The organism is Micromonospora sp. WMMA1996, assembly GCF_002573675.1.
GTDB classification, from domain to species: domain Bacteria; phylum Actinomycetota; class Actinomycetes; order Mycobacteriales; family Micromonosporaceae; genus Micromonospora; species Micromonospora sediminicola.
In genome coordinates, this window is the sequence record NZ_PDHU01000001.1 from 2,296,009 (window position 1) to 2,321,444 (window position 25,436).

Annotated in this window: 20 protein-coding genes; 16 read left to right on the forward strand and 4 right to left on the reverse strand. The window is 73.4% G+C overall.

The annotated features are described in order from the left end of the window. Positions 1 to 21: 21 nt before the first annotated feature. From COO58_RS11090 to COO58_RS11100, 3 genes are read right to left on the reverse strand one after another with little or no spacing between them, the layout of a single operon-like run. Entirely contained in the window at positions 22 to 237 is a 216-nt protein-coding gene (locus COO58_RS11090) for a DUF433 domain-containing protein (protein WP_091574488.1), read from the reverse strand. A 9-nt stretch (positions 238 to 246) separates the two neighbouring features. Beyond that, positions 247 to 1,389, reverse strand: coding sequence for an acyl-CoA dehydrogenase family protein (locus COO58_RS11095; protein WP_091574491.1), 1,143 nt, complete (start codon positions 1,387 to 1,389; stop codon positions 247 to 249). Then, the gene (locus tag COO58_RS11100) at positions 1,386 to 2,495 is read right to left on the reverse strand and encodes a Xaa-Pro peptidase family protein (RefSeq protein ID WP_091574493.1); all 1,110 of its coding nucleotides are present in this window, start codon (positions 2,493 to 2,495) and stop codon (positions 1,386 to 1,388) included. The genes COO58_RS11095 and COO58_RS11100 overlap by 4 nt, the downstream gene beginning before the upstream one ends. A 226-nt stretch (positions 2,496 to 2,721) precedes the next feature. On the opposite strand from COO58_RS11100, the gene COO58_RS11105 reads away from it, so the two are divergent. The 15 genes from COO58_RS11105 (at position 2,722) to COO58_RS11175 (ending at position 22,517) form a co-directional block, all read left to right on the forward strand. Further along, the gene (locus COO58_RS11105; protein ID WP_176558868.1) at positions 2,722 to 3,192 is read left to right on the forward strand and encodes a hypothetical protein; all 471 of its coding nucleotides are present in this window, start codon (positions 2,722 to 2,724) and stop codon (positions 3,190 to 3,192) included. After that, positions 3,192 to 4,589 (forward strand): hypothetical protein, encoded by a 1,398-nt coding sequence (locus COO58_RS11110; RefSeq protein ID WP_098744869.1) that lies wholly within the window; start codon positions 3,192 to 3,194, stop codon positions 4,587 to 4,589. The genes COO58_RS11105 and COO58_RS11110 overlap by 1 nt, the downstream gene beginning before the upstream one ends. Further along, the gene (locus COO58_RS11115) at positions 4,586 to 5,911 is read left to right on the forward strand and encodes a VWA domain-containing protein (RefSeq protein WP_098744871.1); all 1,326 of its coding nucleotides are present in this window, start codon (positions 4,586 to 4,588) and stop codon (positions 5,909 to 5,911) included. The genes COO58_RS11110 and COO58_RS11115 overlap by 4 nt, the downstream gene beginning before the upstream one ends. A 13-nt stretch (positions 5,912 to 5,924) precedes the next feature. After that, positions 5,925 to 7,040: an AAA family ATPase gene (locus tag COO58_RS11120; RefSeq protein ID WP_098744873.1), complete on the forward strand. Its 1,116-nt coding sequence runs from the start codon at positions 5,925 to 5,927 to the stop codon at positions 7,038 to 7,040. Next, on the forward strand, positions 7,037 to 9,832 hold the full coding sequence (locus tag COO58_RS11125; RefSeq protein ID WP_098744874.1) for a DUF5682 family protein: 2,796 nt from the start codon (positions 7,037 to 7,039) through the stop codon (positions 9,830 to 9,832). Before COO58_RS11120 ends, COO58_RS11125 begins: the two co-directional genes overlap by 4 nt. 97 nt (positions 9,833 to 9,929) lie before the next feature. Next, positions 9,930 to 10,310 (forward strand): YccF domain-containing protein, encoded by a 381-nt coding sequence (locus COO58_RS11130; RefSeq protein ID WP_098744876.1) that lies wholly within the window; start codon positions 9,930 to 9,932, stop codon positions 10,308 to 10,310. A 700-nt stretch (positions 10,311 to 11,010) separates the two neighbouring features. Beyond that, positions 11,011 to 11,781, forward strand: a complete 771-nt coding sequence (locus COO58_RS11135; RefSeq protein WP_176558787.1) for an FkbM family methyltransferase — start codon at positions 11,011 to 11,013, stop codon at positions 11,779 to 11,781. A 231-nt stretch (positions 11,782 to 12,012) separates the two neighbouring features. Next, complete coding sequence (locus COO58_RS11140; RefSeq protein ID WP_091574512.1) at positions 12,013 to 13,014, forward strand: LacI family DNA-binding transcriptional regulator; 1,002 nt, start codon at positions 12,013 to 12,015, stop codon at positions 13,012 to 13,014. 121 nt (positions 13,015 to 13,135) lie between these two features. Next, positions 13,136 to 14,815, forward strand: a complete 1,680-nt coding sequence (locus tag COO58_RS11145; protein WP_091574515.1) for an ABC transporter substrate-binding protein — start codon at positions 13,136 to 13,138, stop codon at positions 14,813 to 14,815. Between the two features lie 84 nt (positions 14,816 to 14,899). Then, positions 14,900 to 15,991 (forward strand): ABC transporter ATP-binding protein, encoded by a 1,092-nt coding sequence (locus COO58_RS11150; protein ID WP_091574518.1) that lies wholly within the window; start codon positions 14,900 to 14,902, stop codon positions 15,989 to 15,991. Then, a complete protein-coding gene (locus tag COO58_RS11155) occupies positions 15,988 to 16,965 on the forward strand; it encodes an ABC transporter permease (RefSeq protein WP_098744877.1) in 978 nt (325 codons plus the stop codon). Before COO58_RS11150 ends, COO58_RS11155 begins: the two co-directional genes overlap by 4 nt. A gap of 3 nt (positions 16,966 to 16,968) precedes the next feature. Next, positions 16,969 to 18,024, forward strand: coding sequence for an ABC transporter permease (locus tag COO58_RS11160; RefSeq protein ID WP_098744879.1), 1,056 nt, complete (start codon positions 16,969 to 16,971; stop codon positions 18,022 to 18,024). Next, positions 18,021 to 19,028 carry an ABC transporter ATP-binding protein gene (locus COO58_RS11165; RefSeq protein WP_091574526.1) on the forward strand — a complete coding sequence of 336 codons (1,008 nt, stop codon included), beginning with the start codon at positions 18,021 to 18,023 and terminating at the stop codon, positions 19,026 to 19,028. Before COO58_RS11160 ends, COO58_RS11165 begins: the two co-directional genes overlap by 4 nt. A gap of 36 nt (positions 19,029 to 19,064) precedes the next feature. Next, on the forward strand, positions 19,065 to 20,474 hold the full coding sequence (locus tag COO58_RS11170) for a GH1 family beta-glucosidase (RefSeq protein ID WP_091574529.1): 1,410 nt from the start codon (positions 19,065 to 19,067) through the stop codon (positions 20,472 to 20,474). Between the two features lie 153 nt (positions 20,475 to 20,627). Beyond that, positions 20,628 to 22,517, forward strand: a complete 1,890-nt coding sequence (locus tag COO58_RS11175; RefSeq protein ID WP_255292584.1) for a ricin-type beta-trefoil lectin domain protein — start codon at positions 20,628 to 20,630, stop codon at positions 22,515 to 22,517. Between the two features lie 139 nt (positions 22,518 to 22,656). On the opposite strand, the gene COO58_RS11180 is transcribed toward COO58_RS11175, so the two are convergent. Further along, complete coding sequence (locus COO58_RS11180) at positions 22,657 to 23,892, reverse strand: ROK family transcriptional regulator (protein ID WP_091574535.1); 1,236 nt, start codon at positions 23,890 to 23,892, stop codon at positions 22,657 to 22,659. Between the two features lie 138 nt (positions 23,893 to 24,030). On the opposite strand from COO58_RS11180, the gene COO58_RS11185 reads away from it, so the two are divergent. Beyond that, positions 24,031 to 25,404, forward strand: a complete 1,374-nt coding sequence (locus COO58_RS11185; protein ID WP_098744882.1) for a glycosyl hydrolase family 18 protein — start codon at positions 24,031 to 24,033, stop codon at positions 25,402 to 25,404. Positions 25,405 to 25,436: the final 32 nt, after the last annotated feature.

Below are 25,436 nucleotides of genomic sequence, written 5' to 3' on the forward strand. Positions count from 1 at the left end.
CCCGGCCCGCCGGGATGACGCTCAGCGCGCCGTCCGGTCGCGCACCGCGTCGGCGGCGTAGTTGAGCACCTCCGCCATGTCCTCCTCGTCCAGGAACGGCAGATCGGTGAGGATGTCGGTGACGGACATGCCCTCGGCCATCATGGCCAGCAGGGTGGCCACGGGGACGCGCGACTGCCGCACGCAGGGCGCACCCCCCATGACGTCGGGGTCGACGGTGATCCGGGGGAAGGTCACCGCGACAGGTTAGCCCTTGGCCAGGGCGCGGGAGATGACCAGCCGCTGGATCTGGTTGGTGCCCTCGACGATCTGCAGCACCTTCGCCTCGCGCATGTAGCGCTCCACCGGGTGGTCGGCGACGTAGCCGGCGCCGCCGAGCACCTGCACCGCGTCGGTGGTCACCCGCATCGCCACGTCGGTGGCGAACAGCTTCGCCTTCGCCGCCTCGATCGAGTACGGCCGGCCGGCGTCGCGCAGCCGCGCCGCGGCCAGCATGAGCGCGCGGGCCGCGGAGATCTGGGTCGCGTGGTCGGCCAGGTTGAACCCGAGGCCCTGGAAATCGATGATCGCGCGGCCGAACTGCCGGCGCTCCCGGGCGTAGCCGACCGCGTAGTCCAGGGCCGCCTGCGCCAGCCCCACCGCGCAGGCGGCGATGCCGAGGCGGCCGGAGTCCAGCGCGGACATGGCGATGGTGAACCCGGCGCCCTCGCCACCGATCAGCCGCTCGGCGGGCACCCGCGCGTCGTCGAAGGCGATCTGCGCCACCGGGGAGGAGTGCAGGCCCATGGTCCGCTCGGCGGCCTGCGGGTGGATGCCCGGCGTGCCCCGGTCGGCCAGCAGGCAGGAGATGCCCTTCGGGCCGGGCCCGCCGGTGCGGCAGAAGATGTTGTAGAAGTCCGCGACCCGGGCGTGGGTGATCCACGCCTTGGTGCCGGTCACCACGTACGCGTCGCCGTCGCGCACCGCCCGGGTGGTCAGCGCCGCCGCGTCCGAGCCGCCCTGCGGCTCGGAGAGGCAGTATGCCCCCAGCAGCTCCCCGCCGATCATGTCGGGCAGCAGCTTGCGCTGCTCGTCGGAGCCGAACTGCGCCACCGGGTAGCAGGACAGCGTGTGCACGCTGACCGCCTCGGCCACGGCCAGCCACCGGCTGGCGAGGATCTCCAGCACCTGCAGGTAGACCTCGTACGGCTGGGCGGCGCCCCCGTGCTCCTCGGCGTAGGGCAGGCCGAGCAGGCCGGCGCGGCCCAGGGTGCGCAGCACCTCGCGGGGGAACTCGGCGCGCTCCTCGAAGCCGGCGGCCTTCGGGGCCAGCTCCCGGTCGGCGAGCTCGGTGGCGAGGTCCAGCAGGTCGTGGGCCTCGTCGGTGGGCAGGATCCGGTCGACGTTCATAGCGCGATGAGCTCCGTGGGGGTGGTGTTGAGCCGTTGCCCGCCGTCCGTCGTGCAGACGACGATGTCCTCGATCCGGGCGCCGTACCGCCCGGCGAGGTAGATCCCGGGTTCGACCGAGAAGGCCATGCCGGCCTCCAGCGGACGCGGGTTGCCGGTCACCACGTACGGGTCCTCGTGGGTGTCGAGGCCGATGCCGTGCCCGGTGCGGTGCAGGAAGGCGTCGCCGAAACCGGCGGCGGTGATCATGTCACGGGCGACCGCGTCGAGGTCCTCGGCGGTCACCCCGGGTCGCACGGCGGCCACGGCGGCGCGCTGTGCGTCCCGCAGCACCGCGTAGAGGTCGACGAACCCGGCCGGCGCGGGGCCGCCGGCGACGTAGGTGCGGGTGCAGTCGGAGCGGTAGCCCGAGGGCATGGTGCCGCCGATGTCGACCACCACCGGCTCGCCCGCGCCGATCGGCCGGTCGGAGGTGCCGTGGTGCGGGCTGGCGCCGTGCGGGCCGGCGGCCACGATGACGAAGTCCACCTCGGCGTGCCCGGCCGCGCGGATCGCGGCGGCGATGTCGGCGGCGACCTCCCGCTCCGTGCGGCCCGGGCGCAGCCACTGCCCCATTCGCCGGTGCACGGCGTCGATCGCGGCGCCCGCCTCGGCCAGCGCCGCCACCTCGGCCGGGGACTTGCGGATCCGCAGCTCACGCAGCACCTCGGAGGCGAGCCGCTGGGCCGCGTCCGGCAGCGCGGCGCGCAGCGCGAGCACCTGCTGCGCCCACATCCGGTCGGCGATCCCGACGGCGCGCACCGGGCCGGGCAGCGCGGCGCGGACGAGCGGCCACGGGTCGTCGCCGTCGGCGTGGTCGACGATCCGGAGGCCGCCGCCGGGGGCGGCCTCGGCGTCGGGGCGTTCCAGCGCCGGCACCACGAGCGTGGGCTCCCCCTCGGCGGGCAGCACCAGGCAGGTGAGGCGCTCGCTCTCGCGGGCGTCGTAGCCGGTCAGCCAGCGCAGGTCGGAGCCGGGGGTGAGCAGCAGCGCGTCCAGGCCCGCCGCGGCGGTGGCGTGCCGGGCCGCGGACAGTCGCCCGGCCGGGTACAGCTCCTCGGTTCCCACAGTCGAAGCTTAACGGTCGTTCGGGCGGTGGCGGGAGTCCGGTCGTCCCGTTCCGGACCGCTGCGCCGCGCGTCGTCCTGTCGTACCGGTGGGCCATGATCCTTGTCGTCACAGCGGCACGGGTCACGGGCCAGCGACGGCGGTCCGGCGTGCCCGGAGCCGGTCGCCGGCGGGGAGGTCGGGAACGATGACGGAGGCGACGGACGCCTCGTGGCGGCACCGCAGCGTGCTGCGGGTGGCGCCGCCGGCGCGGGCGCGCAAGCTGGCCAAGGTGCCCTTCGTGGAGCTGGCCGACGGCCGGCTGCAGGGGGTGGTGTCCAGTGGTTCCGACGTGGAGCGGGTCTACGTCTCCTCGGTCGCCGCCGGCAGCCACGCGGTCAACTGCAGCACCAACAACAACCGGCCCTGCGGCGGCCTGCGCGGCACCCTGCTCTGCAAGCACCTGCACGCGCTGGCCGACGAGGCCGTGCTGCAGTACGGGATCGCGCAGGTGGCCCGCTACCTGCGCGTCGACGTCGGCGACGGCGTCGACAGCGGCACCGACCTGCTGGCCCGCACCGACGCGCGGCACGAGCCCGGCCCGGCGGCGGTGGTGTTCAGCCGCTTCCTGCGCCACCTGGCCTACCTGGAGGTCCCGGCGAGCCCCACGGCGGTGCCTGAGCTGCACTGGTTCCCGGCCACGGCGGGGGTGCGCTGATGCTCGCCGCCCACCTCGCCCGGCTCACCGACCGGGAGGTCCCGGGCCTGGCCGAGACGCTCGCCGTGGTCGACGGCGTCGACGACGCGCTGACCCGCGGCCTGGCCCGGGTGAGCGAGCCGGACGCCGCCGCCTGGGCCGCGCTGGCCGGCGCGGTCGCCGGCACCCCGCTGGCCGACCGCACCGCCGACGCGGTCCGCGCGGCGACCACCGGCGCGCCGACCGAGGCGCACCTGGCCGTCCTCGCCGGCGCCCGCGCGGCGTTGCTCGGCGCGGCGCACGACGCGCTGCTCGACCGGGTCGACGCGGCGCTCGGCCGTTCCCGGGCCCCCTGGGCCGCCGCGCCCGACCCCGCGCCGGACCCGTCGGGTGCCGTCGCCGGGGCGCGGGCCTGGCTGCACGAGCTGGCCCTCGCCGGCTGGCGCGGCGCCGACCACGACCTGGTCTCCGGCGCCGCCGCGCCGGTGGAGGCCGCGCTCGCCGTGCCGGGCCTGCGCCGGCTCGCGGTGCTGCTGGACGGCCTCGCCGCCGAACTGCGTGCCGGCCTGCCGGTGGCCGCCATGCCCCGGGTGCCGGCCCGCCGGTGGGCCGACCTGTGGTCCCGGGCCGTCCTGCTCGCCGCCGGCGCCGCCGCCGAGGCCGCTGCCCCGGAGACCGTCTCCGGCCGCCTGCTGCCGCTCGGCGTCGACGTGCACGAGCACGACACCGCGTTCCAGGCGCAGCTGCACGCCCTGCTCGAACCGGCCGGCGGCGGTGACGTCCGCCTGGTCCGGGTCACCGTGGCCGCGGCGAAGGTCGCCACCATCGTCGGGCCGGCCGGCTGGCGGCTGCTCGAGGCGTACCCGATCCTGCTCAAGGCCCTGGCCGAGCGGCGGGCCGTGACCGTCACCGACCTGCCCGCCCACGGCGGCGACCTGCGCTGGGTCGACGAGCGGGCCGACCTCGCCGACCCGACCGACCCGTTCGCCGCCGCCCGGGTGCTGCTGGCCGGCGCCACCGCGGCCGCGACCCCGCCGCTGACCCGGCACCCGGCCGCGATCGCCGAACCGGTCCTGGTCGAGGGCTACACCACCCGCGACGACGACGGCGGCCTCTTCTTCGACCTCGACGGCCGCGCGGTCCCGGTGGCCGTCGACCGGCTGCCGGCCGCCGGGCCGCTCACCCCGGCGCTGGTCGCCGCCTCCACCGCCTGCCTCGCGCTGCTGCGCTGGGACGACGGCCGTTGGCTGCTGCAACCCCTGGCGGTGCGGGCCACCGTGAAACGGCAGACCGTCGAGGCGCACAACGGCGACTGGGCGTGCGGCGTCACCGACCCGAAGACGGCGAAGGCCGAGGCCAAGGCGGGCGACGCCGTGGCCGTGCTGCGCGAACGCGCGGGACGGTTGCTGCGCCGATGACCGACGACCGCGCCCACGCCAACCGCCGCCAGGTGCTCTACTGGCGGCTGCTCGCCCGCCTCTTCCACCCCGACGAGCAGCCCGGGCTGGAGTCGGCGAGCGTCGCCGTCGTCGACGACCTCGGTCTGCCCGCCGCGCTGCTGGACCCCACCGTCTCCGTCGACACCGTCGTGCAGCGCTTCCCGGCGCTCGCCGACGAACTGCGCGGCCTGCTCACCGCCGACGACGACACCCCGGCCACCGCCGGGGCGTTCCAGCCCGGCGGGACCGAGGTGCGCCGCGCCGCGCTGGTGTCCAAGCTCCTGCTCAACGTGTTCGCCACCGGCTCCGGCGAGGTCAGCGCCGGGCAGCTCGCCCGGTGGCAGGCCGACGCCGGCTGGTTCGAGCAGGCCTGCGGCGTCGACGCCGGCGAGCTGCGTCGCGGCGGCGCCGGCCTCGGGGCCACCCTCGCCGGCATCGAGGGCGACCTGGTCGGCCGGATGCGGCTGCGCGAGGTGCTCGCCGACCCGACGTTGGCCGCCCGGCTCACCCCGAGCATGTCGCTGATCGAGCAGCTGCTGCGCGACAAGTCGAACCTGTCGGGGGTGGCGCTGGCCAACGCCAAGTCGTTGATCCGCCGCTACGTCGACCAGGTCGCCGAGGTGCTGCGCACCCAGGTCGCGCAGGCCACCGTCGGCACGGTCGACCGATCGGTGCCGCCCAAGCGGGTCTTCCGCAACCTCGACCTGGACCGCACGATCTGGCAGAACCTCACCAACTGGAGCCCGGACGACGAGCGCCTCTACGTCGACCGGCTCTACTACCGGCAGACCGCCCGGCGGACCACCCCGGCCCGGCTCATCGTGGTGGTCGACCAGTCCGGCTCGATGGTCGACTCCATGGTCAACTGCACCATCCTCGCCTCCATCTTCGCCGGGCTGCCCAAGGTCGACGTGCACCTGATCGCGTACGACACCCGGGCGCTGGACCTCACCCCCTGGGTGCACGACCCGTTCGAGGTGCTGCTGCGCACCAACCTCGGCGGCGGCAACGACGGCCCGGTCGCCATGGCCCTGGCCCGCCCCAAGATCGTCGAGCCGCGCAACACCGTGCTGGTGTGGATCTCCGACTTCTACGAGTTCGACAGGTCGCAACCGCTGTTCGACGGCATCGAGGCGGCGCACCGCTCCGGGGTGAGGTTCATCCCGGTCGGCTCCGTCAACAGCTCCGGCCACCAGAGCGTCAACCCCTGGTTCCGGCAGCGCTTCAAGGACCTGGGCACCCCCGTCATCTCCGGCCACATCCGCAAGCTCGTCACCGAGCTGAAGAACTTCCTCACCTAGGAGAGCACCCCTGATGTCCGACATGCTCCGCGCCCCCGCCGAGGTCAAGTACGCCGACGAGCTGGCCTACCTGGAATCGGTCGACACCGGGCCGAAGCCGTTCTCCTGGCGGCTGAGCCCGCGCATGGTCCGCCTGTTCGTGCTCGGCTCCGAGCGCGCCGACGGCCTCGACCGGGAGATCCCACAGAAGTGGTTCGGCGACCGCAGCTTCGTCGAACGCAGCATCGTCACCCTCGCCTCCGACCGTGGCCTGCTGCTCATCGGCGACCCAGGCACCGGCAAGAGCTGGCTCGCCGAGCTGCTCTCCGCCGCCATCTGCCGCAACTCCACGCTGGTCGTGCAGGGCACCGCCGGCACCACCGAGGACCACATCAAATACTCCTGGAACGTGTCCATGGTCATCGCCCGCGGCCAGTCCCGCGACTCGATGATCCCCTCGCCGATCATGACCGCGATGGAGCAGGGCGTGATCGGCCGCTTCGAGGAGCTGACCCGTTCCACCAGCGACGTCCAGGACGCGCTCATCTCGATCCTGTCCGAGAAGTACGTCTCCATCCCCGAGCTGGACCACGACAACATCGTCTTCGCCAAGCCCGGCTTCTCGATCATCGCCACCGCCAACAGCCGCGACCGGGGCGTCAACGACCTCTCCTCCGCCCTCAAGCGCCGGTTCAACTTCGTCCGCATCCCGGTCGTCACCAACAAGCGCAGCGAGGCCGAGATCGTCCGCTTCCGCACCGAGGAACTGCTGCGCCGGCACCGCATCGAGCTGGACGTGCCGCCCACGCTGCTCGACATCCTGCTGCAGAGCTTCGCCGACCTGCGCGCCGCCGCGACCGCCGCGAGCAGCGACGACGAGAAGCTGGAGTCGGCGCTGTCCACCGCCGAGCAGATCGGCGTGCTCGAGGACGCCATCCTGCACAGCCAGTTCTTCGGCGACCGCACCCTGCGCGCCCAGACCCTCGCCGGGTCGCTGATGGGCTCGCTGGCCCGCCGCAGTCCGGAGGACCTGGCCATCCTCAACAAATACCTGCACGGCGTGGTCGAACCCCGGGCCAAGGCCGACGACGGCGGCGACTGGGCCGGTTTCCTCGACGGCGGCCGCCAGGCCATCGCCTCGCTGTCGTGACCGCGCCCGCCCCGACCGGCCTGTTCGGCGCGCTGCGCGAACAGCTCACCGACGCGGCCGCCGCCTTCGCCGACTCCCCCGACGCGCTCGCCGGCATCCTCGCCGGCATGGTCGACGACGTCGACCGGGCGCTGCGCGAGCGGCTGGAGATCTTCCCGGTCTGCCACCACTCCCCCGCCTCCGCCCTGGCGATGGCACGCCGCCTGCGCGCCCGCCCGCCGAAGGTGATCTACCTGGAGCTCTGCGAGGATCTGCGCCCCCTCCTCGACGAGCTGCGCAACTGCCGCCTGCCGGTGGCCGTGCAGGCGTTCGCCACCGAACTCGACGGCTTCCCCGCCGAGTGGAGCCCGCTGAGCGTCATCGCCCCGATCACCGAGGCCTCCGCGGAATACCAGGCCATCGCGTACGCGCTGGACACCCCCGGCGTGGAACTGGTGCTGGTCGACCGCTCCACCGACCACGTCTTCCAGTGGACCCCGCGCCCCGACGGCCCCGACGCGGCCCCGACCTCCGACGAGGACGCCGCGCTGCACGGCGACGCGGTCGGGGTGGAGATCGGCGACCTGCGCCCCCGGTTCGCCGAACTGGAGGCCTACCTGCTGCACCACGGCAAGGTGCGGCACTGGTCGGAGTGGTGGGACCAGTACGTCGAACGTCCGCTCGCCGACGCCGACCACGACACCTACCGGCAGGTGATGGTGCTCATCGGCAGCCTGTTCCGACGGCTGCGCCCCACGGCGTCCGCCCGCGACGACCGCGACGAGGACCGCGAGCGGCACATGTGGACGCGGATGCGCCAGCACCTCGCCGCCACCGGCGCCGACCCGGCCGACTGCCTCTACGTCTGCGGCGCGTTCCACGCCGCCAGCGGAGTCGAGCAGTTCGGGCTCGACTCCACCGCACCCGACTTCGCGATCAGCCCCCGCACCGGCACCCGCTGGCGCTACGGGCTCATCCCATCGAGCCACTCGGCGATCGAGGCGCAGTTCGGCCTCGCCCCGGGCACCGTCTCCATCGCCGCCGCGAACTGGACCACCGCGGTGGCCCGGACCCGGCTCACGCCGTACCGGCTGGTCGGGCAGCAGACCGGGAAGAAGGGCCGGCGCGCCCGCACCGCCCCCGCCACCACCGCGCCGGAGACGAGCACCGACCGGCTCACCGGCTTCCTCGCCGCCCCGCCCACGCTCGACGGGCTGGACGAGGCGGAGCTGCGCGGCTGGTGCGTCGACATCGTCCGGCTCGCCCGCCGCAACGGCTACCTCGCCAGCACCGCCGACGCGATCGCCGTGTTCGAGACGTCGATCCTGCTGGCCAACCTGCGCAACCGCGCCCGACCGACGCCCTACGACTTCGCCGACGCCGCGGTCACCTGCATCGAGAAGGACGTGGTGCCCGGCCGGCGCGACGTCCGCCGCCTCTGCGAGATCCTGCTCGGCGGCGACCGGATCGGTCAGGTCGGATACGACTCCCTCCCGCCCCTGGCGCGCGACGTCCTGGACCGGCTCCGCCCACTCGGCCTCGACCTGGAACGGCGCACCGTGCAACGGGCCCTGCTCGACCTGCGCGCCGACCCGGCGCTGGAGCCCTGCTCCGACCTGCTGTGGATGCTGCGGCACCTGCTGCCCGCCGACGCCGTCCGCCCGATCATGGGCGAGCGCCGCCTCGGCCACCGCTCCACCCAGGAGAGCTGGGACCTCGCCCTCGGCCGCAACCAGCGCGCCCTCATCGAGCTGGGCTACGAAGGCGTCACGGTCGAGCAGGTGCTGGAGCAACGGCTGCGGCGGGCGGTCCGTCGGCCGGACGCCACCGCCGCCAACGCGCTGGCCGCCGTCGAGGACGCGATCCGCCTGCTCGACAGCCCCCGCCTGGTCGACGAACTCGGCACCCGGGCGGTCGAGCTGCTCGCCGCCGAACGCACCGTGGACGACGCGCCCGAGGTGCTGCGCCGCATCCGGCGGCTGCTCGCCCACCACCGCACCAGCGCGCCCGCGCTGCCCGCGTGGTGCCAGGCGTTCGTCACCACCGGGTACGCCCACTACTGCACGCTGCTGCCCACCGCGTTCGTCGACGAGGCGACCGGCGTCCGGCAGGTCGGCGCGATGCTCGGCTTCCTGTTCGGCATGGAGAGCCTCGCCCTGTCCCTCGGGTGCGACCGGTCCCAGCTCGAACTGGCCGTCGCGCAGGCCCATCCGGAGACGCCGGCCAAGGTGGCGCTGCTCTGGGCCGCCCACCACCAGCTCGGCCTGCTGCCGCTGGCACAGCTGCGGGAACGCTGCGCCGAGCTGCTGGCCAACCCGCTGGTCGTGCCGGCGTTCCCGCAGTACCTGTCCGGCTTCGTGCACGCGCTCGAACCGGTGCCCGGGCTGGCGCCGTTCGTCGTGGAGACCATGTCGGCCGCGTTCGCCGGCCTGCCCGACCCGGTGCTGCTGCCCTGGCTGCCCACCCTGGTCACCACGCTGCGCGAGCACGGCGCCGAACTGGTGCCGCTGCTGGTCCGCGAGGCGGAACGCACCTTCCCCGCCACGCTGCCCGCGCTGGACGCCTGGACACCGCCGTGGTCCGCCGACCCCACGCCGCCGACGGCGCCGACGACCGCCGTCGCGGCCGGCGCCGTGCACGACCTGCTGAGCGACCACCCGGAGGCCGTGGACGCGGTGGCCGCGCTGCTCGGATGCGACGCGCCGTGGCACTCCCCCGCCGGCGGGGCCCCGCCGGTCGACGCCGCGTCGACGCTTGTCGCCACGCATCCGGCCACCGCCTACGCCGTCGCGGCGCTGGTGACGTCGGGCTGACCGGTGCCGGTCCTCGCCCCGCCCACCCGCGGGGCGAGGGCCGCCGCCGCGGACGGCGGTCCCGACGCGGCTTGCGAGCCGCGGGCACCATGGAGGGGTGATCCGCTTCCTGCTGAACCTGCTGTGGCTCGTCTTCGGTGGCGGCTTCGTCCTGGCCCTGGGCTACGGCGTCGCCGCTCTGATCTGCTTCGCGCTCGTCGTCACCATCCCGTTCGGCGTCGCCTCGCTCCGGCTCGCCTCGTACTCGCTGTGGCCGTTCGGCCGCACCCTCGTGTCCAAGCCGGGCGCCGGTCTCCCCTCCGGCCTGGCCAACGTGCTCTGGGTGGTGCTGGCCGGCTGGTGGCTCGCCCTGTCGCACATCCTGGCCGGCGTCGCGCTCTGCGTGACGATCATCGGCATCCCGTTCGGGGTGGCCAACTTCAAGCTGGTCCCGGCGGCGCTGTGGCCGCTCGGCCAGGAGGTCGTCGAGACGCCCTGACCCGGCCCGCCAGCGACTCCCCTTCCCGCCGCCTGTCGAGCTGATATCGCGGACGACTCAGCCGCCGGCCGGTCGGCCCTCGGACGCCTCCGTCGCCGGCCGGTCGGCCCTCGGACGCCTCCGTCGCCGGCCGGTCGGCCCTCGGACGCCTCCGTCGCCGGCCGGTTGATCCTCGACGCCTCCCGTGCCGGCCGCACCCCACGATGGGCGGCACAGGCGGGGTATGGCCCGGCAGACACCGCCCGGTCCGGCGTCTGGCCCGCGTCCGGTCGCCTGCCCGGCCGGTCCGCCCCCACGGGCTGGGCGAAGGGGCGTCAGCTGAGACCGGGAGCACGGCAGTGGAGTGGTCCGCCCAGGCCGGGTCCGCCGGCCGGGCCGGACCGTGAGTCGTCCGCGATATCAGCTCGACAGGCGGTGTCCGGCGCACTCTCGCTCTCGCCCTGCCTCCGGTGGTCGCTCGCCGGGCGTCGTCACCGCGGTCGACCGCAACGCCGTTCTCGCGGAAGCCCCCAGGGCCGGCGGCGGAACTGGTGCGGAGACGAGTCGCCCGGGCGACGGGGCGCCCAGGTGCGCAGAGGCTACGGCTCGCGTCGGAGTCGCGGTCGACGCCGACACACCCCGTCGAGCGTCCTAGGAGGCTGGGGTGAGTCGCGGTCCGAAACTGGCTCGCGGAACCGGCGGGGTGGCTACCGTCGGTGACATGGGGGGTCGGGACGCGGTGGTGGAGGCGCTCAAGGCGGATCCGACAATGGCCGGCCTGCGCCGGTCGCTGGAGTTCTACCACGGCGACCCGGACCGTGACGCGGCGCTGGACGCGTTCTACGCACCCCTGGTCCACGCCGGTGACCTGGTCTTCGACGTCGGAGCGCACGTCGGCGACCGGCTGGGCAGCTTCCGCCGGCTCGGCGCGCGGGTGGTGGCGGTGGAGCCGCAGCCGCTGTGCGCCCGCGCGCTGCGTGCCCTCCACGCCGACGATCCGGCGGTGACCGTGGTGCAGGCCGCGTGCGGCGCCGCCACCGGGCCGGTACGGCTGCACGTCAACTCCGCGAACCCGACGGTCTCCACCGCCTCCCCCGGCTTCGTCCGGGCCGCCGCTCAGGCCGCCGGGTGGCGGGACGAGACCTGGGACGACGAGATCGAGGTGGCCGGCACCACGCTGGACGCGCTGATCGGGGCGTACGGCGTGCCGGCGTTCGTGAAGATCGACGTGGAGGGGTTCGAGGACGCGGTGCTGGCCGGCCTGAGCCGTCAGGTGCCGGCGCTGTCGTTCGAGTTCACCACCATCGCGCGGGACCTGGCCGCCGACTGCCTGGACCGGCTGACCGCGCTCGGCTTCACCCGGTTCACCGTGGCGCTCGGTGACGAGATGGCCTTCGACCTGCCCGGTTGGCATCCGGCGGCCGAGGTGGCGGCACACCTGCGCGCGTTGCCGCACGACGCCAACTCCGGCGACGTGTACGCGCGAACCTGACGTCCGTCCACAGAGGACGGACGGGCCGAACTCGAAGGCGCATCGACGCTGCTCATCGCCGTGATCGACACATCCGCTGCCCGGCCACTTTTTTCAGGTGTCGAACTTAGCCATGGTTTGTTACCTGCCCGTTATTGACGTGACCGGCGCCACTTCGGTTGACTGCCACGGAACCGCTTCCGCAACCGGTTCCGAAACACCCCGCTCATCCCTGCGACCCGGGAGCGTCACGTGCCGATCACCATCGCCGACGTCGCCACCCGCGCCGGGGTGAGCAAGACGACGGTCTCCCGGGTCCTCAACGGCAAGGGCGAGGTGCACATCCGCACCGCCGACCGGGTCCGGGCCGTGATCAGCGATCTCGGGTACGTGCCGAGCGCCCGCGCGGTCGGCCTGGCCCGCGGGCGTACCCGGGTGGTCGGCATGCTGGTGCCGGCGCTGACCTGGCCCTGGATGGGCGAGGTGCTCCAGGGCGCGGCCGAGGCGGTCGAGGCCGAGGGCTACGGGATGCTGTTGTTCACCTGCACCCGCGGTGACGAGTCGATGCGGCGCTTCGCCTCGCAGGTCTCCGCGAAGTCCTTCGACGGGCTGCTCGTGGTCGAGCCCGAGGGCACCCTGGACTACATCACCGACCTGCACCGTCGCGGCCTGCCGGTCATCCTCATCGACGACCGCGGGCACCAGCCCGGCTTCCCGTCGGTGCGGACCACCAACGAGGACGGCGCGCGGGCCGCCGCCGCGCACCTGCTGTCGCTCGGACGCCGACGACCGCTGGTCATCACCGGCCTGCGCCGCTTCGGCTGCACCCGCGAACGGCTCGCCGGGTTCGCCGACGGCTACGCCGCCGCCGGCGTACCGATCGGGCCGGAACGGGTGGTGGAGGGCGACTTCACCTTCGAGTGCGGACGCGAGGCGGTGCGGCGGCTGCTCGCCCAGGGGGTGGCGTTCGACGCGGTCTTCGCCCACAACGACCTCTCCGCCGCCGGCGCGCTGCAGGCGCTGCGCGACGCCGGCCGGCGCGTCCCGCAGGACGTCGCGGTGGTCGGCTTCGACGACCTGCCGCTGGCCGGGCACACTCATCCCCCGCTCAGCTCGGTGCACCAGCCGCTGCGGGAGATGGGCGCCGCCGCCGCCCGGCTCCTCATCGCCCACCTCACCGGCACGCCGCTGCCGGACACCCCGACCGTCATCCCGACCGGCTTCGCCGCCCGCGCCTCCACCCGCGTCACCTGACCCCACCCCGCCGGATCCCGGCGACCACGCCGGCGGGCGCACGCCCGCCGGTGGCACCACCGCACACCCTCCATCCACCACATCCCGCCCGAGGAATGCGGGACCACCGAGGGAGACCTCCATGAGAAGACGGCAACTCCTCGCCGTCGCGCTGGCCGGCGCGATGGTCACCACCACGGTCGCCGCGTGCGGCGACAGCCCCAACGCGAACAAGAAGAGCGGCCAGGCCGCGACCGTGCTCAACGTCGGCATGCCCAACGGTCCGCAGGCCGAGAACAACAACCCGTTCCTCACCACCTCGGCCGCCGCGTCGTTGGGCTACCGCTGGCAGATCTACGAGCCGCTGATGATGTGGAACCCGGTCAAGCCGGCCGAGCCGTTCAAGCCCTGGCTGGCCACCAAGGCCGAGTGGTCGGCGGACTACAAGTCGGTCAAGGTGACCGTCCGCGACAACGCCACCTGGTCCGACGGGCAGAAGGTCACGGCCGAGGACGTCGCCTTCACCTACAACCTGGTCAAGAAGTTCCCGGCGCTCAACGACCAGGGCGTGCCGTACACGGACGCGACCGCGAGCGGCAACGAGGTCACCATCTCGATGTCCAGCCCGCAGTTCGTCAACCAGCAGAAGGTGCTGTGGCGGGTGCCGATCGTGCCCAAGCACCTCTGGGAGAAGATCGGCGACCCGACGACGGACCCGGTGAAGCAGCCGGTCGGCAGCGGGCCGTACACGTTGAAGTCGTTCACCCCGGCGACGACGACGCTCACGGTGCGCGACAGCGGCTACTGGCAGGACGCGCCGAAGGTGAAGGAGCTGCGCTTCACCTCGTACACCGACAACAGCGCGCAGACCACGGCGCTGGCCAACGGCGAGTCGGAGTGGAGCTTCGTCTTCATCCCCAACTACCAGGCCGTCTTCGTGGCCAAGGACCAGAAGAACCACAAGGTGTGGGCGCCGCCGGTGCTGGGCATCCACGGCCTCTACCTGAACACCACGAAGAAGCCGTTCGACGACCCGACGCTGCGCAAGGCGATGAACATGGTCGTCGACCGCGCGGACATCTTCACCACCGCCGAGGCCGCGTACTTCCACCCCGAGGTGAAGAGCGTGACCGGCCTGCCCAGCCCGGCCGGTGACTCCTTCATCGCCGCGGAGTACAAGGGCCAGGAGCACAAGGTCGACGTCGAGGGCGCCAAGGCGCTGCTCACCGGCGCCGGCTACAAGCTCGACGGCACCACGCTGAAGGACAAGAGCGGCAAGCCGGTCACGATCAAGCTGACCGACCCGGCCGGCTGGTCCGACTACCAGACCAGCCTGGAGATCGTGAAGGACAACCTGTCCAAGATCGGCATCGCGGCGACCATCGACAAGGCCAACCAGGACGCCTGGTTCCGCAACGTCGAGCAGGGCAACTTCGAGGCCACGTTCCGGTGGACCGAGAGCGGCGCGACGCCGTACGACATCTACCGGACGATCATGGACGGCCGGGTGCTCAAGCCGATCGGCACCGCCTCGCCGGCGGGCAACTTCGGTCGGTTCCAGAGCAAGGAGGCCACCGACGCGCTGGTGTCGTACGCCAACGCGACCGACGACGCCACCCGCACCACCGCCCTGGCCACGCTCCAGAAGATCTTCGTGGAGCAGGTGCCGATGATCCCGGTCGGCGCGGACAACATCGGCGGCGCGTACAGCACGAAGAACTGGACCGGCTGGCCGGACGACGCGAACCCGTACGGCGCGCTCCAGCCCACCCAGCCCAACGCGCTGGACGTGGTGCTGCACCTCAAGCCGGCCGCCGGCTGACCCGGCGCCGCCTCCCCGGCCGGGACGACCGGCCGGGGAGGCGGGCCCCGCCCCCGACCCGGCAACCCCAGACAGGAATGCGGCATGACGACGACCGAGAGCGCCCCGGCGCCGGTCGACGAGGTGGTGCTGGAGGCCGTCGGCCTGACCAAGCACTTCCCCGTCCGCCGGCGGTTGCGCAGTCTCCTCTCCCGGACCCCGACGGTGGTGCACGCCGTCGACGACGTGTCCATCGCGCTGCGCCGTGGGCGGGTGACCGCGCTGGTCGGCGAGTCCGGCTCCGGCAAGTCCACGGTGGCCCGGCTGCTGGCCCAGCTCTACCCGCGCACCGCCGGCGACATCCGGCTGCACGGCACGTCGACCCGGGTCCGCGGCGGCCGCCCGTTCCGCGCCTATGTGCGCCGGGTGCAGTTGATCCTGCAGGACCCGTTCGCCTCGCTGAACCCGGTGCACACGGTCCGCTACCACCTCACCCGCTCGTTGCGCATCCACGGCAACGCGGGCACCGGCCCGGACGGGCTGGAGAGGGCGCTGGCCGACCTGCTCACCCGGGTCAGCCTCACCCCGCCGGAGCGCTACCTCGACGCGTTCCCGCACGAGCTGTCCGGCGGCCAGCGCCAACGCGTCGCCATCGCCCGGGCGCTCGGCGCGAACCCCGAGGTGCTGCTCGCCGACGAGCCGGTGTCGATGCTGGACGTGTCGATCCGCCTGGGCGTGCTCAACCTGTTGCAGGACCTCAAGGACCGGCTCAACCTGGCCATCCTCTACATCACCCACGACATCGCCTCGGCCCGCTACTTCGCCGACGACACGATCGTCATGTACGCGGGACGGATGGTCGAGGGCGGTGACAGCGAGACGGTCACCCAGCGGCCGGCCCACCCGTACACCCGGTTGTTGACCGACTCCGCGCCGGACCCGGAACGGATCACCGGCGCGGGCGCCGACGCCACCGGGGCCGGCGAGCGCGGGCACGGCGAGCCGCCCAGCCTGATCCACCCGCCCGCCGGCTGCCGGTTCCACCCGCGCTGCCCGCACGCCATGGCGCGGTGCGCCAGCGAGCTGCCGCCGGCGATCCCGGTCGACGACCACCCCGGGCACTGGGCGGCGTGCTGGCTGTTCGACCCGGCCACCGTCGCTGCGGAGAACGGCGTGGCCGAGGAGGCGACCCGATGAGGTTCCTGCTGCAACGGGTGGCCTTCTACCTGTTCACCGCGTGGGCGGCGATCACCCTCAACTTCTTCATCCCCCGGATGGTGCCGGGCGACCCGGTGCAGTCGCTGATCTCCCGCAACCAGGGCCGGATCAGCGCCGACGCGATCGCCTCGCTGCGGGTGCTGTTCGGGCTGGACTCCGACCGCAACCTGTGGGAGCAGTACGTCGCCTACTGGGGCCAACTCCTGCACGGCGACCTGGGGCTGTCGTTCACCTTCTTCCCGGCGCCGGTGTCCGAGGTGATCGGGAACAGCCTGCCGTGGACCGTCGGCCTGGTCGGCGTCACCACCATCGTCAGCTTCCTGCTCGGCACCGCGCTCGGCGTGGGCGCCGGCTGGCGGCGCGGCTCGTGGATCGACGGGCTGCTGCCGGCCACCACGTTCCTCTCCTCGATCCCCTACTTCTGGCTGGGCCTGGTGGCGATCGCGGTGTTCGCCGGCCCGGGCAGCTTCTTCCCCTCCTCCGGCGGCTACGAGCCGGGCCTGGTGCCGGCGTTCGACGCGTACTTCATCCCCAGCGCGCTGCAGCACAGCATCCTGCCCGCGGCGACCATCCTGGTCTCGTCGATGAGCGGCTGGATCCTCAGCATGCGCAACATGATGGTCACCGTCTCCAGCGAGGACTACATCACCGTCGCGCACGCCAAGGGGCTCTCCGAGCGCCGGGTGGCGCTCAGCTACGCCGCCCGCAACGCGCTGCTGCCCAACGTCTCCGGCTTCGCGCTGTCGCTGGGCTTCATCGTCGGCGGCACGCTGCTCGTGGAGATCGTCTTCTCCTACCCGGGCCTGGGGTTCCAGCTCTTCCAGGCCGTCGGCAGCAAGGACTACCCGCTCATGCAGGGCATCTTCCTCATCATCACCATCTCGGTGCTGGTGGCGAACCTGCTCGCCGACGTCGCGTACCTGCTCCTCGACCCGCGGACCCGAAAGAGCTGAGCGATGACACTATCCCCGTCGAGCATCGAGCAGGTCATCCCCGGCCAGGGGGCGATGGCGCAGCCGTCGGTCCGGGCCCGGCGCCGCCGGTTCCGCTTCGTCGCCAACGCCAAGGCCGCCACCGGCCTGGCCATCCTGGCGGTGTACGCGCTGCTGGCCGTCATCGGGCCGTGGATCGCGCCGTACGACCCGGACGCGCGCAGCGTCGACGTGCTCCAGGCACCGTCGGCCCGGCACTGGTTCGGCACCACCCACCTCGGGCAGGACATCTTCAGCCAGATCCTGGTCGGCGCACGCAGCGTGGTCGTGGTCGGGCTGATCGCCGGCGTGCTGGCCACGATCCTGTCCGTCCTCATCGGCGTGACCGCCGGCTACCTGGGCGGCGCGGCCGACGAGAGCCTGTCCGCGCTGTCCAACGTGTTCCTGGTGATCCCCGCGCTGCCACTGATCATCATCGTGGCGTCGCTCGTCGACCAGGCCGGTGAGCTGCTGGTCGCGCTGATCATCGGGCTCACCTCGTGGGCGTGGGGCGCCCGGGTGCTGCGCGCCCAGACGCTGTCGTTGCGCCGCCGCGACTACGTCGAGGCGGCCCGGGCCACCGGCGAGCGGACCTGGCGGATCATCGGGTTCGAGATCCTGCCCAACCTGACCGCGATCATCGCCTCCGGCTTCGTCGGCACCGTGATCTTCGCGGTGATGTCGGAGATCACCCTGGCGTTCATCGGCATCTCGTCGGTCAGCTCCTGGAACTGGGGCACCATCCTGTTCTGGGCGCAGGGCCAGCAGGCGCTCGCCCAGGGCGCGTGGTGGTGGTTCGTGCCGGCCGGGCTGGCCATCGCGCTGCTCGGCACCGCGCTCGCGCTGATCAACTTCGGCATCGACGAGTTCGTCAGCCCCCGCCTGCGCACCGGCGGCCGGACCCGGATCCGCACCGCCGACGGCCGCACGGTCCGGATGCGCGTCGGGTTCACGCCGGTGCTGGCCCCGAAGGCGGCCCCCGTGCCGATGCAGAGATCCGCGGACGTGCGGGACACCACCCGAGAGGACCAGACCGCATGAACGACAAGGTGCTGGAGATCCGTGGGTTGTGCGTCGACTACGGCGTCGGCGCGGAGGCGGTGCGGGCGGTCCGCGACGTCGACCTGACGCTGCACCGCGGTGAGGTGCTCGGCCTGGCCGGGGAGAGCGGCAGCGGCAAGTCCACCCTGGCGTACGGGCTGACCCGGCTGCTCCCCCCGCCCGGCGTGGTCAGCGGCGGCCAGGTCGTCTACCACCCGGCCGACGGACCGCCGGTGGACGTGCTGACGCTCAGCCCGGCCCGGCTGCGCGAGTTCCGGTGGGCGGAGACGTCGATCGTGTTCCAGGGCGCGATGAACTCGCTGAACCCGGTGCACAAGGTCTCCACCCAGCTGCTCGACGTGATCCGGGCGCACGAGCCGAAGAGCACCGCGGCGGGCCGGCTGGCCCGCGCGAAGGAGCTGCTGCGCCTGGTCGGCATCTCCGCGGACCGGCTGGACAGCTACCCGCACCAGCTCTCCGGCGGGATGCGGCAGCGCGTCATGATCGCGATGGCGCTGGCGCTGGAGCCGCAGGTGGTCATCATGGACGAGCCGACCACCGCGCTGGACGTGGTGATGCAGCGGCAGATCCTCGGCCAGCTCGCCGAGCTGCGCGACCGGCTCGGCTTCGCGGTGCTGTTCATCACCCACGACCTGTCGCTGCTGGTGGAGTTCTCCGACCGGATCGCCATCATGTACGGCGGCCGGATCGTCGAGGAGGCGCCCGCCGCCCGGCTGTACGCCGAGCCGCTGCACCCGTACACCGAGGGGTTGCTGCACTCGTTCCCGGCGCTGCGCGGGCCGCGCCGGGAGCTGACCGGCATCCCCGGCTCCCCGCCGGACCTGCGCGCCATGCCGTCGGGGTGCGCGTTCCACCCCCGCTGCCCGAAGGCCTTCGACCCGTGCGACGAACGCCTGCCGGTGCTGGGCCCTCCCGGCGTCGACGACCCGACCCGGGCTGTCGCGTGCTGGCTGCACCCGGCCGTCGCGCCCCTGTCCCGCTGACCCGCCCGAGCCCACCCGCTACCCGCGAGGAGAACCATGGACACCGACCTCACCCGTCCCCGTGTCGAACAGGTCGACCCGATCGACACGCTGCCGCCGAGCTTCCGGTGGGGGGTGGCGACGTCGTCGTACCAGATCGAGGGCGCGGTGGCCGAGGACGGCCGCACACCGTCGATCTGGGACACCTTCTGCCGGGTCCCCGGGGCGGTGGCCAACGGCGACCACGGCGACGTGGCCTGCGACCACTACCACCGGATGCCCGAGGACGTCGCGCTCATCGCCGACCTGGGGCTGGACACCTACCGGTTCTCGGTGGCCTGGCCGCGGGTGCAGCCGGGCGGACGCGGTCCGGCCAACCCGGCCGGGCTGGCCTTCTACGACCGGTTGGTGGACGAGCTGCTCGGCCGCGGCGTCGACCCGTGGGTGACGCTCTACCACTGGGACCTGCCGCAGGAGCTGGAGGACGCCGGCGGCTGGCCGAACCGGGACACCGCCCACCGGTTCGCCGACTACGCGGAGCTGGTCTTCGCCGCACTCGGCGACCGGGTCCGCACGTGGACCACGCTGAACGAGCCGTGGTGCTCGGCCATGCTCGGCTACGCCTACGGCGACCACGCCCCCGGCCGACGGAACCTGGGCGACGGCATCGCCGCCGCGCACCACCTGCTGCTCGGGCACGGGCTGGCGACGCGGCGGCTGCGGGCGGCGGCGCAGTCGCCGATCGAGCTGGGCCTGACCGTGAACCTGTCGACGGCCGACCCGGCGAGCGACAGCGCGGCCGACCGGGACGCCGCGCGGGCGGCCGACGGGTTGGGCAACCGGCTCTACCTGGACCCGGTGCTGCGCGGGGAGTACCCGCAGGACGTGGTGGCCGACCTGGCCGCCGAGGGGGTGCGGATCCCGGTGCGGGACGGCGACCTGGAGGTCATCGCCACCCCGATCGACGTGCTCGGGGTGAACTACTACTTCGGGCAGCTGCACTCCGGGGTGGACGAGCAGGGCCGGGAGCGCGACGACGACGGCCGGCCGGTGCGCCGGGTGGTCCGCCGGGACCTGCCGCGCACGGCGATGGACTGGGAGATCGTGCCGGAGTCGTTCACCGACCTGCTGGTGCGGCTGCACCGCGACTATCCGGGCGTGCCCATGGTGATCACCGAGAACGGCGCGGCGTTCGACGACAAGCCGGACGCGGAGGGTTTCGTGGCCGACGACGACCGGGTCGACTACCTGACCGAGCACCTGCGGGCCGTGGCCCGGGCCCGGCAGGCGGGCGCGGACCTGCGCGGCTACTTCGCCTGGTCGCTGCTGGACAACTTCGAGTGGGCGTACGGCTACGACAAGCGGTTCGGCATCGTCCGGGTGGACTACGAGACGCAGCGCCGCACCCCCAAGCGCAGCGCGCTGTGGTACCGCGACACGGTCCGGCGGGTGCGCGGGCAGCGCTGAGCCGACCACTGCGGGCGGTCGCGCGGGAGGCGTCCCGGGCGGCCGCCCCGGCGTGTCCGGAGGCAGGTCGAGCCGCTTTTTTCATGCCTTGACATAAGCCGGCGCGAACGGTTTTCTCATTCGCGGATGTCGATTGATCCGGAAGGAGCATCCGTGTCCCCCACCACCGTCACACGTCTCGCCGGCCGCGTCGCCCTGACGCTCTGCCTCACCGCCGGCCTCGCCACCGCCGTCCCCGCCGCCCCCGCGCACGCCGCCGGCGAACGGGTCGACGTCTGGCTCACCACCACCTCCGACTCCGGTGGTCGGACGGTCACCCGGGGTCTGCAACAGCAGAGCCCGCTGGCCTTCGCCGCCACCAGCCCCGGCGCCACGCACACCGTCACCGTCGACGAGAACACCCGGTACCAGCCGTTCGAGGGCGCCGGGGCGTCCATCACCGACACCACCGCGTACCTGCTGCGCGGCGGGCCGGTCAGCGCGGCCACCCGGGACGCGGTGATGCGCAAGCTGTTCAGCCCCACCGACGGCATCGGGCTGTCCTTCGTGCGCAACCCGATCGGCGCGTCCGACCTGTCCCGCCCCGGCCACGTCTCGCTCGACGACACCTGCTGCGACCTCGGCGACTTCGGCGCGAACGGGTACGACACCAACGTCGAGCTGCTGACCGCGCAGGCCCGGCAGCTCAACCCGGCGCTGCGGGTGATGGTGGTGCCGTGGAGCGCGCCCGGCTGGATGAAGGACAACGGCCGGATGGACCAGATGGGCTGGCTGAAGTGGGAGCACTACGCCACCTACGCGCAGTACCTGGTCCGCACGATCCAGGCGTACGCGGCGCGCGGCGTCACCGTCGACTACCTGTCGGTGCAGAACGAGCCGAACTGCTGCCAGGCCGGCAACCCCACCGCGATGGACTACCCCGGCATGAGCTGGAACGCCTCCGGCCTGGCCGAGCTGACCAAGAACTTCGTCTACCCGGCGTTCCGGGCCGCCGGGATCACCACCAGGGTGCTGGTGCACGACTGGAACTACGGCGACTACGGCACCATCGGCTCCGGGCTGCTGGCCGACAGCGCGGTACGGACCGACCCGCTCTTCGGCGGCATCGCCTGGCACGGCTACTTCGGTGACCCGGCGGTCGGCAGCCAGGTACGCGGCCAGTATCCGGCGGTGCCGCAGTTCAGCACCGAGCACTCCGGCGGCACCTGGATCACCAACCAGCACAACGAGGACATGACCGACATCGTCACCTACGCGCGGAACTGGAGCCGCAGCGTGGTGAAGTGGAGCCTGGCGGTCAACCAGAACATGGGCCCGCACAACGGCGGCTGCGGCACCTGCACCGGCCTGATCACGGTGCAGGAGGGCGGCGCGCGGGCCGGCCAGGTCGACTACACCATCGAGTACTACACCACCGGGCACCTGACCAAGTTCGTCCGGCCCGGCGCGACCCGGATCGACTCCACCGCCAACGGCACCGTGCCGAACGTCGCCTACCGCAACCCGGACGGCTCCAAGGCGCTGCTCGCGCACAACGGCGGCACGTCGGCGCAGTCGGTGCGCGTGGTGTGGGGCGGGCAGTCGTTCACCTACACGCTGCCGGCCCGCACCACCGCCACGTTCACCTGGTCCGGCACGCAGTCCGGTGGCGGCGGGTCGGCGACCGGCCTGGTCACCGGCATCGGCGGCAAGTGCCTGGACGTGACCGACAACGCCAGCGCCGACGGCACCCCGGTGCAGATCTGGGGCTGCTTCGGCGGGGCCAACCAGCAGTGGACCCGCGCCGCCGACGGCACGCTGCGCGCGCTCGGCAAGTGCCTGGACGTGGCCGGCGGGGGCACCGCCGACGGCACCCGGGTGCAGCTGTGGACCTGCAACGGCAGCGCCGCCCAGCAGTGGACCTGGACCGCCGGCCGGGACCTGGTCAACCCGCAGGCGAACAAGTGCCTCGACGTCACCGGCAACACCTCCGCCGACGGGGCGAAGACGCAGATCTGGAGCTGCACCGGCGGGGCCAACCAGAAGTGGACGCTGCCGTCCTGACCCGAGCGGCCGGGCCGGCGGCAGCGCCGACCCGGCCGCTCAGCGGCGATGCCGACCCGGCCGCACCGCGGCGATGCCGGCCCGGCCGCACCGCGGCGATGCCGGCCCGGCCGCTCAGCGGCGATGCCGGCCTGACCGCTCAGCGGCCCCGCGTGACCCGGGCCGGGCGGACCGCCGGCTCGCGGGGCACACCGCCCTCGCGCAGCAGCCGGGCCATCGGCAGGGTGGCCGCGCCCATCGCGACCGCGTCCGGCCCGAGCCGGCACAGCTCGATCGAGGTCTGGGCGTACGGCTGGCGCAGCGCGTGCCGCGCGGTGGCCTCGCGGATCGCCGGCAGGTGCCGCTCGCCCAGTGCCAGCCCGGCCCAGCCGCCGAGCACCACCCGCTCCGGGTTGAACAGGTTCACCAGGTTCGCCACCCCGGCGCCGAGGTAGCCGACCGTCTCGTCGATCACCGTCGCGGCGGTGCGGCCGGTGGCGCGCAGCAGCTCGCCGAAGGCGGTCTCCTCGTCGCCGCCGGCCGCCGGTCGACCCCGGTTGGCCTGCCGGAACCGGTCGAGCACCCCCTCCGCCCCGACGTACGCCTCGAGGCAGCCGAGGTTGCCGCACCGACAGCGGCGTCCCCCGTACACGATGGTGGTGTGGCCCCACTCGCCGGCGCTGCTGTGCGCGCCGCGGTAGCCGACGCCGTCGGCGACCACGCAGGCACCCACGCCGGAGCCGACCAGGGCGATCACCGCGTGGCGCACGCCCCGGCCGGCGCCGAACCACATCTCGGCCTGCCCGAGCGTCTTCGCGCCGTTGTCCACGTGCACCGGGACGTCGGTGCCGGCGCGCAGCATCGCGCCGAGCGGGACGCCGTCCCAGCCGAGGGTCTGCGCGTGCACCACGGCGTCGGCGGTCCGCTCGACCGTGCCGGCCACGGCGACACCGAAGCCGAGCACGGCGGCCGGGTCGACGCCGGCCTGCTCGGTCACCGCGGCGAGGCCGTGCAGCAGGTGCGTGGCGACCTGGCGCGGGTCGGGCTCGGCGGCGGCGATCGGGTACTCGGCCTTGGCCAGCGCGGTCATGGCCAGGTCGAACAGCTCGACCTGCACCCGGGTCTCGCCCACGTCGGCGCCGACCAGGTAGCCGTAGCCGGGGGCCACGCGCAGCAGCACCCGGGGACGGCCGCCGTCGGACTCGACCGAGCCGGCCTCCTCGACCAGCCCTTCGGCGATCATCTCGCCGACCAGGTTGCTCACGCTGGCCAAGCTCAGCGCGGTCGACTGGCCCAGCTCGTGCCGGCTGAGCGGGCCGTCCAGCCAGATCCGGGTGAGCAGGACCGACCGGTTGGCCCGGCGCATGTCGCGCACCGTGGTGCGTCTGGCGTCCACGTCCGCCGCCGTCCTTCCCCCGGCCGCCCGCCGGGCGACCTGCATTCACGCCGTGAACCAAGTGGTGACAGACTACTGCGCATTTACATTTAACAAAGTTAACTGATAGCCTCCGGCGCATCGATGAGGAGGTATGTCATGCGACTCGGACGCGGGATGACCGCGCTACTCGGTGGCGTCGCGCTGCTCGCCGCCACCGCCGCCCTGCCGGCCACCGCCGGCGCCACGCCCACCGGCACCCGCAGCGCGCTGGTGGCGTGCGACGCGCCGGCCTGGGCCGAGGGCGTCACCTGGACCGCCGGCAGCCGGGCCAGCTACGGCGGACGGCTCTACCAGGCGCTGGTGACGCACACCCCGCCGGTCGGCGCCGGCTGGACCCCGGCCGCGGTGCCGGCGCTCTGGACCGATCTCGGCGCCTGCACCGGCAGCACCCCGTCGCCCAGCCCCACCACGCGACCGCCATCGCCCACGCCCACGGCCTCCCCCTCCCCCACCCGGACACCGACCCCCACGCCCACCCCGACCGCCACGCCCAGCCCGACCACGCCGGGCGGGGACACCTGCGCGCTGAAGTCCCGGCCGACCGGCAAGGTGCTGCAGGGCTACTGGGAGAACTGGGACGGCGCGGCCAACGGCGTGCACCCCGGGCTCGGCTGGATCCCGATCACCGACTCCCGTATCCCCGGGCACGGCTACAACGTGGTGACCACGGCGTTCCCGGTGATCCGCGCCGACGGCACCGTGCTGTGGGAGGACGGCATGGACGCCGGGGTGAAGGTGCCCACCCCGGCGCAGGTGTGCCAGGCCAAGGCCGCCGGGCTGACCGTGCTGCTGTCCATCGGCGGGGCCGCCGCCGGCATCGACCTCAGCTCCGCCGCGGTCGCCGACCGATTCGTCGCCACCGTCGTGCCGATCCTCAAGCGCCACAACTTCGACGGCATCGACATCGACATCGAGACCGGGCTGACCGGCAGCGGGACCATCACCCAGCTCTCACCCTCGCAGTCCAACCTGATCCGGATCATCGACGGGGTGCTGGCCCAGATGCCGGCCGGTTTCGGGCTCACCATGGCGCCGGAGACCGCGTACGTCACCGGCGGCAGCGTCACCTACGGCTCGATCTGGGGCGCGTACCTGCCGATCGTGAAGAAGTACGCGGACAACGGCCGGCTCTGGTGGCTGAACATGCAGTACTACAACGGCTCGATGTACGGCTGCGCCGGCGACTCGTACCCGGCCGGCACCGTGGCCGGTTTCGTGGCCCAGACCAACTGCCTCGACGCCGGCCTGGTCGTGCAGGGCACCACCATCCGGGTGCCGCTGGACCGGCAGGTCCCCGGGCTGCCCGCGCAGACCGGCGCCGGCGGCGGCTACCTGAGCCCGGCCCTGGTGGGCCAGGCGTGGAACACCTACCAGGGCCGGCTCAAGGGGCTGATGACCTGGTCGATCAACTGGGACGGCTCGAAGGGCTGGACGTTCGGCGACAACGTCCGCGCGCTGCAGGGCCGCTGAGACGCGACGCGGGGCCCCGTCGACCCCGACGG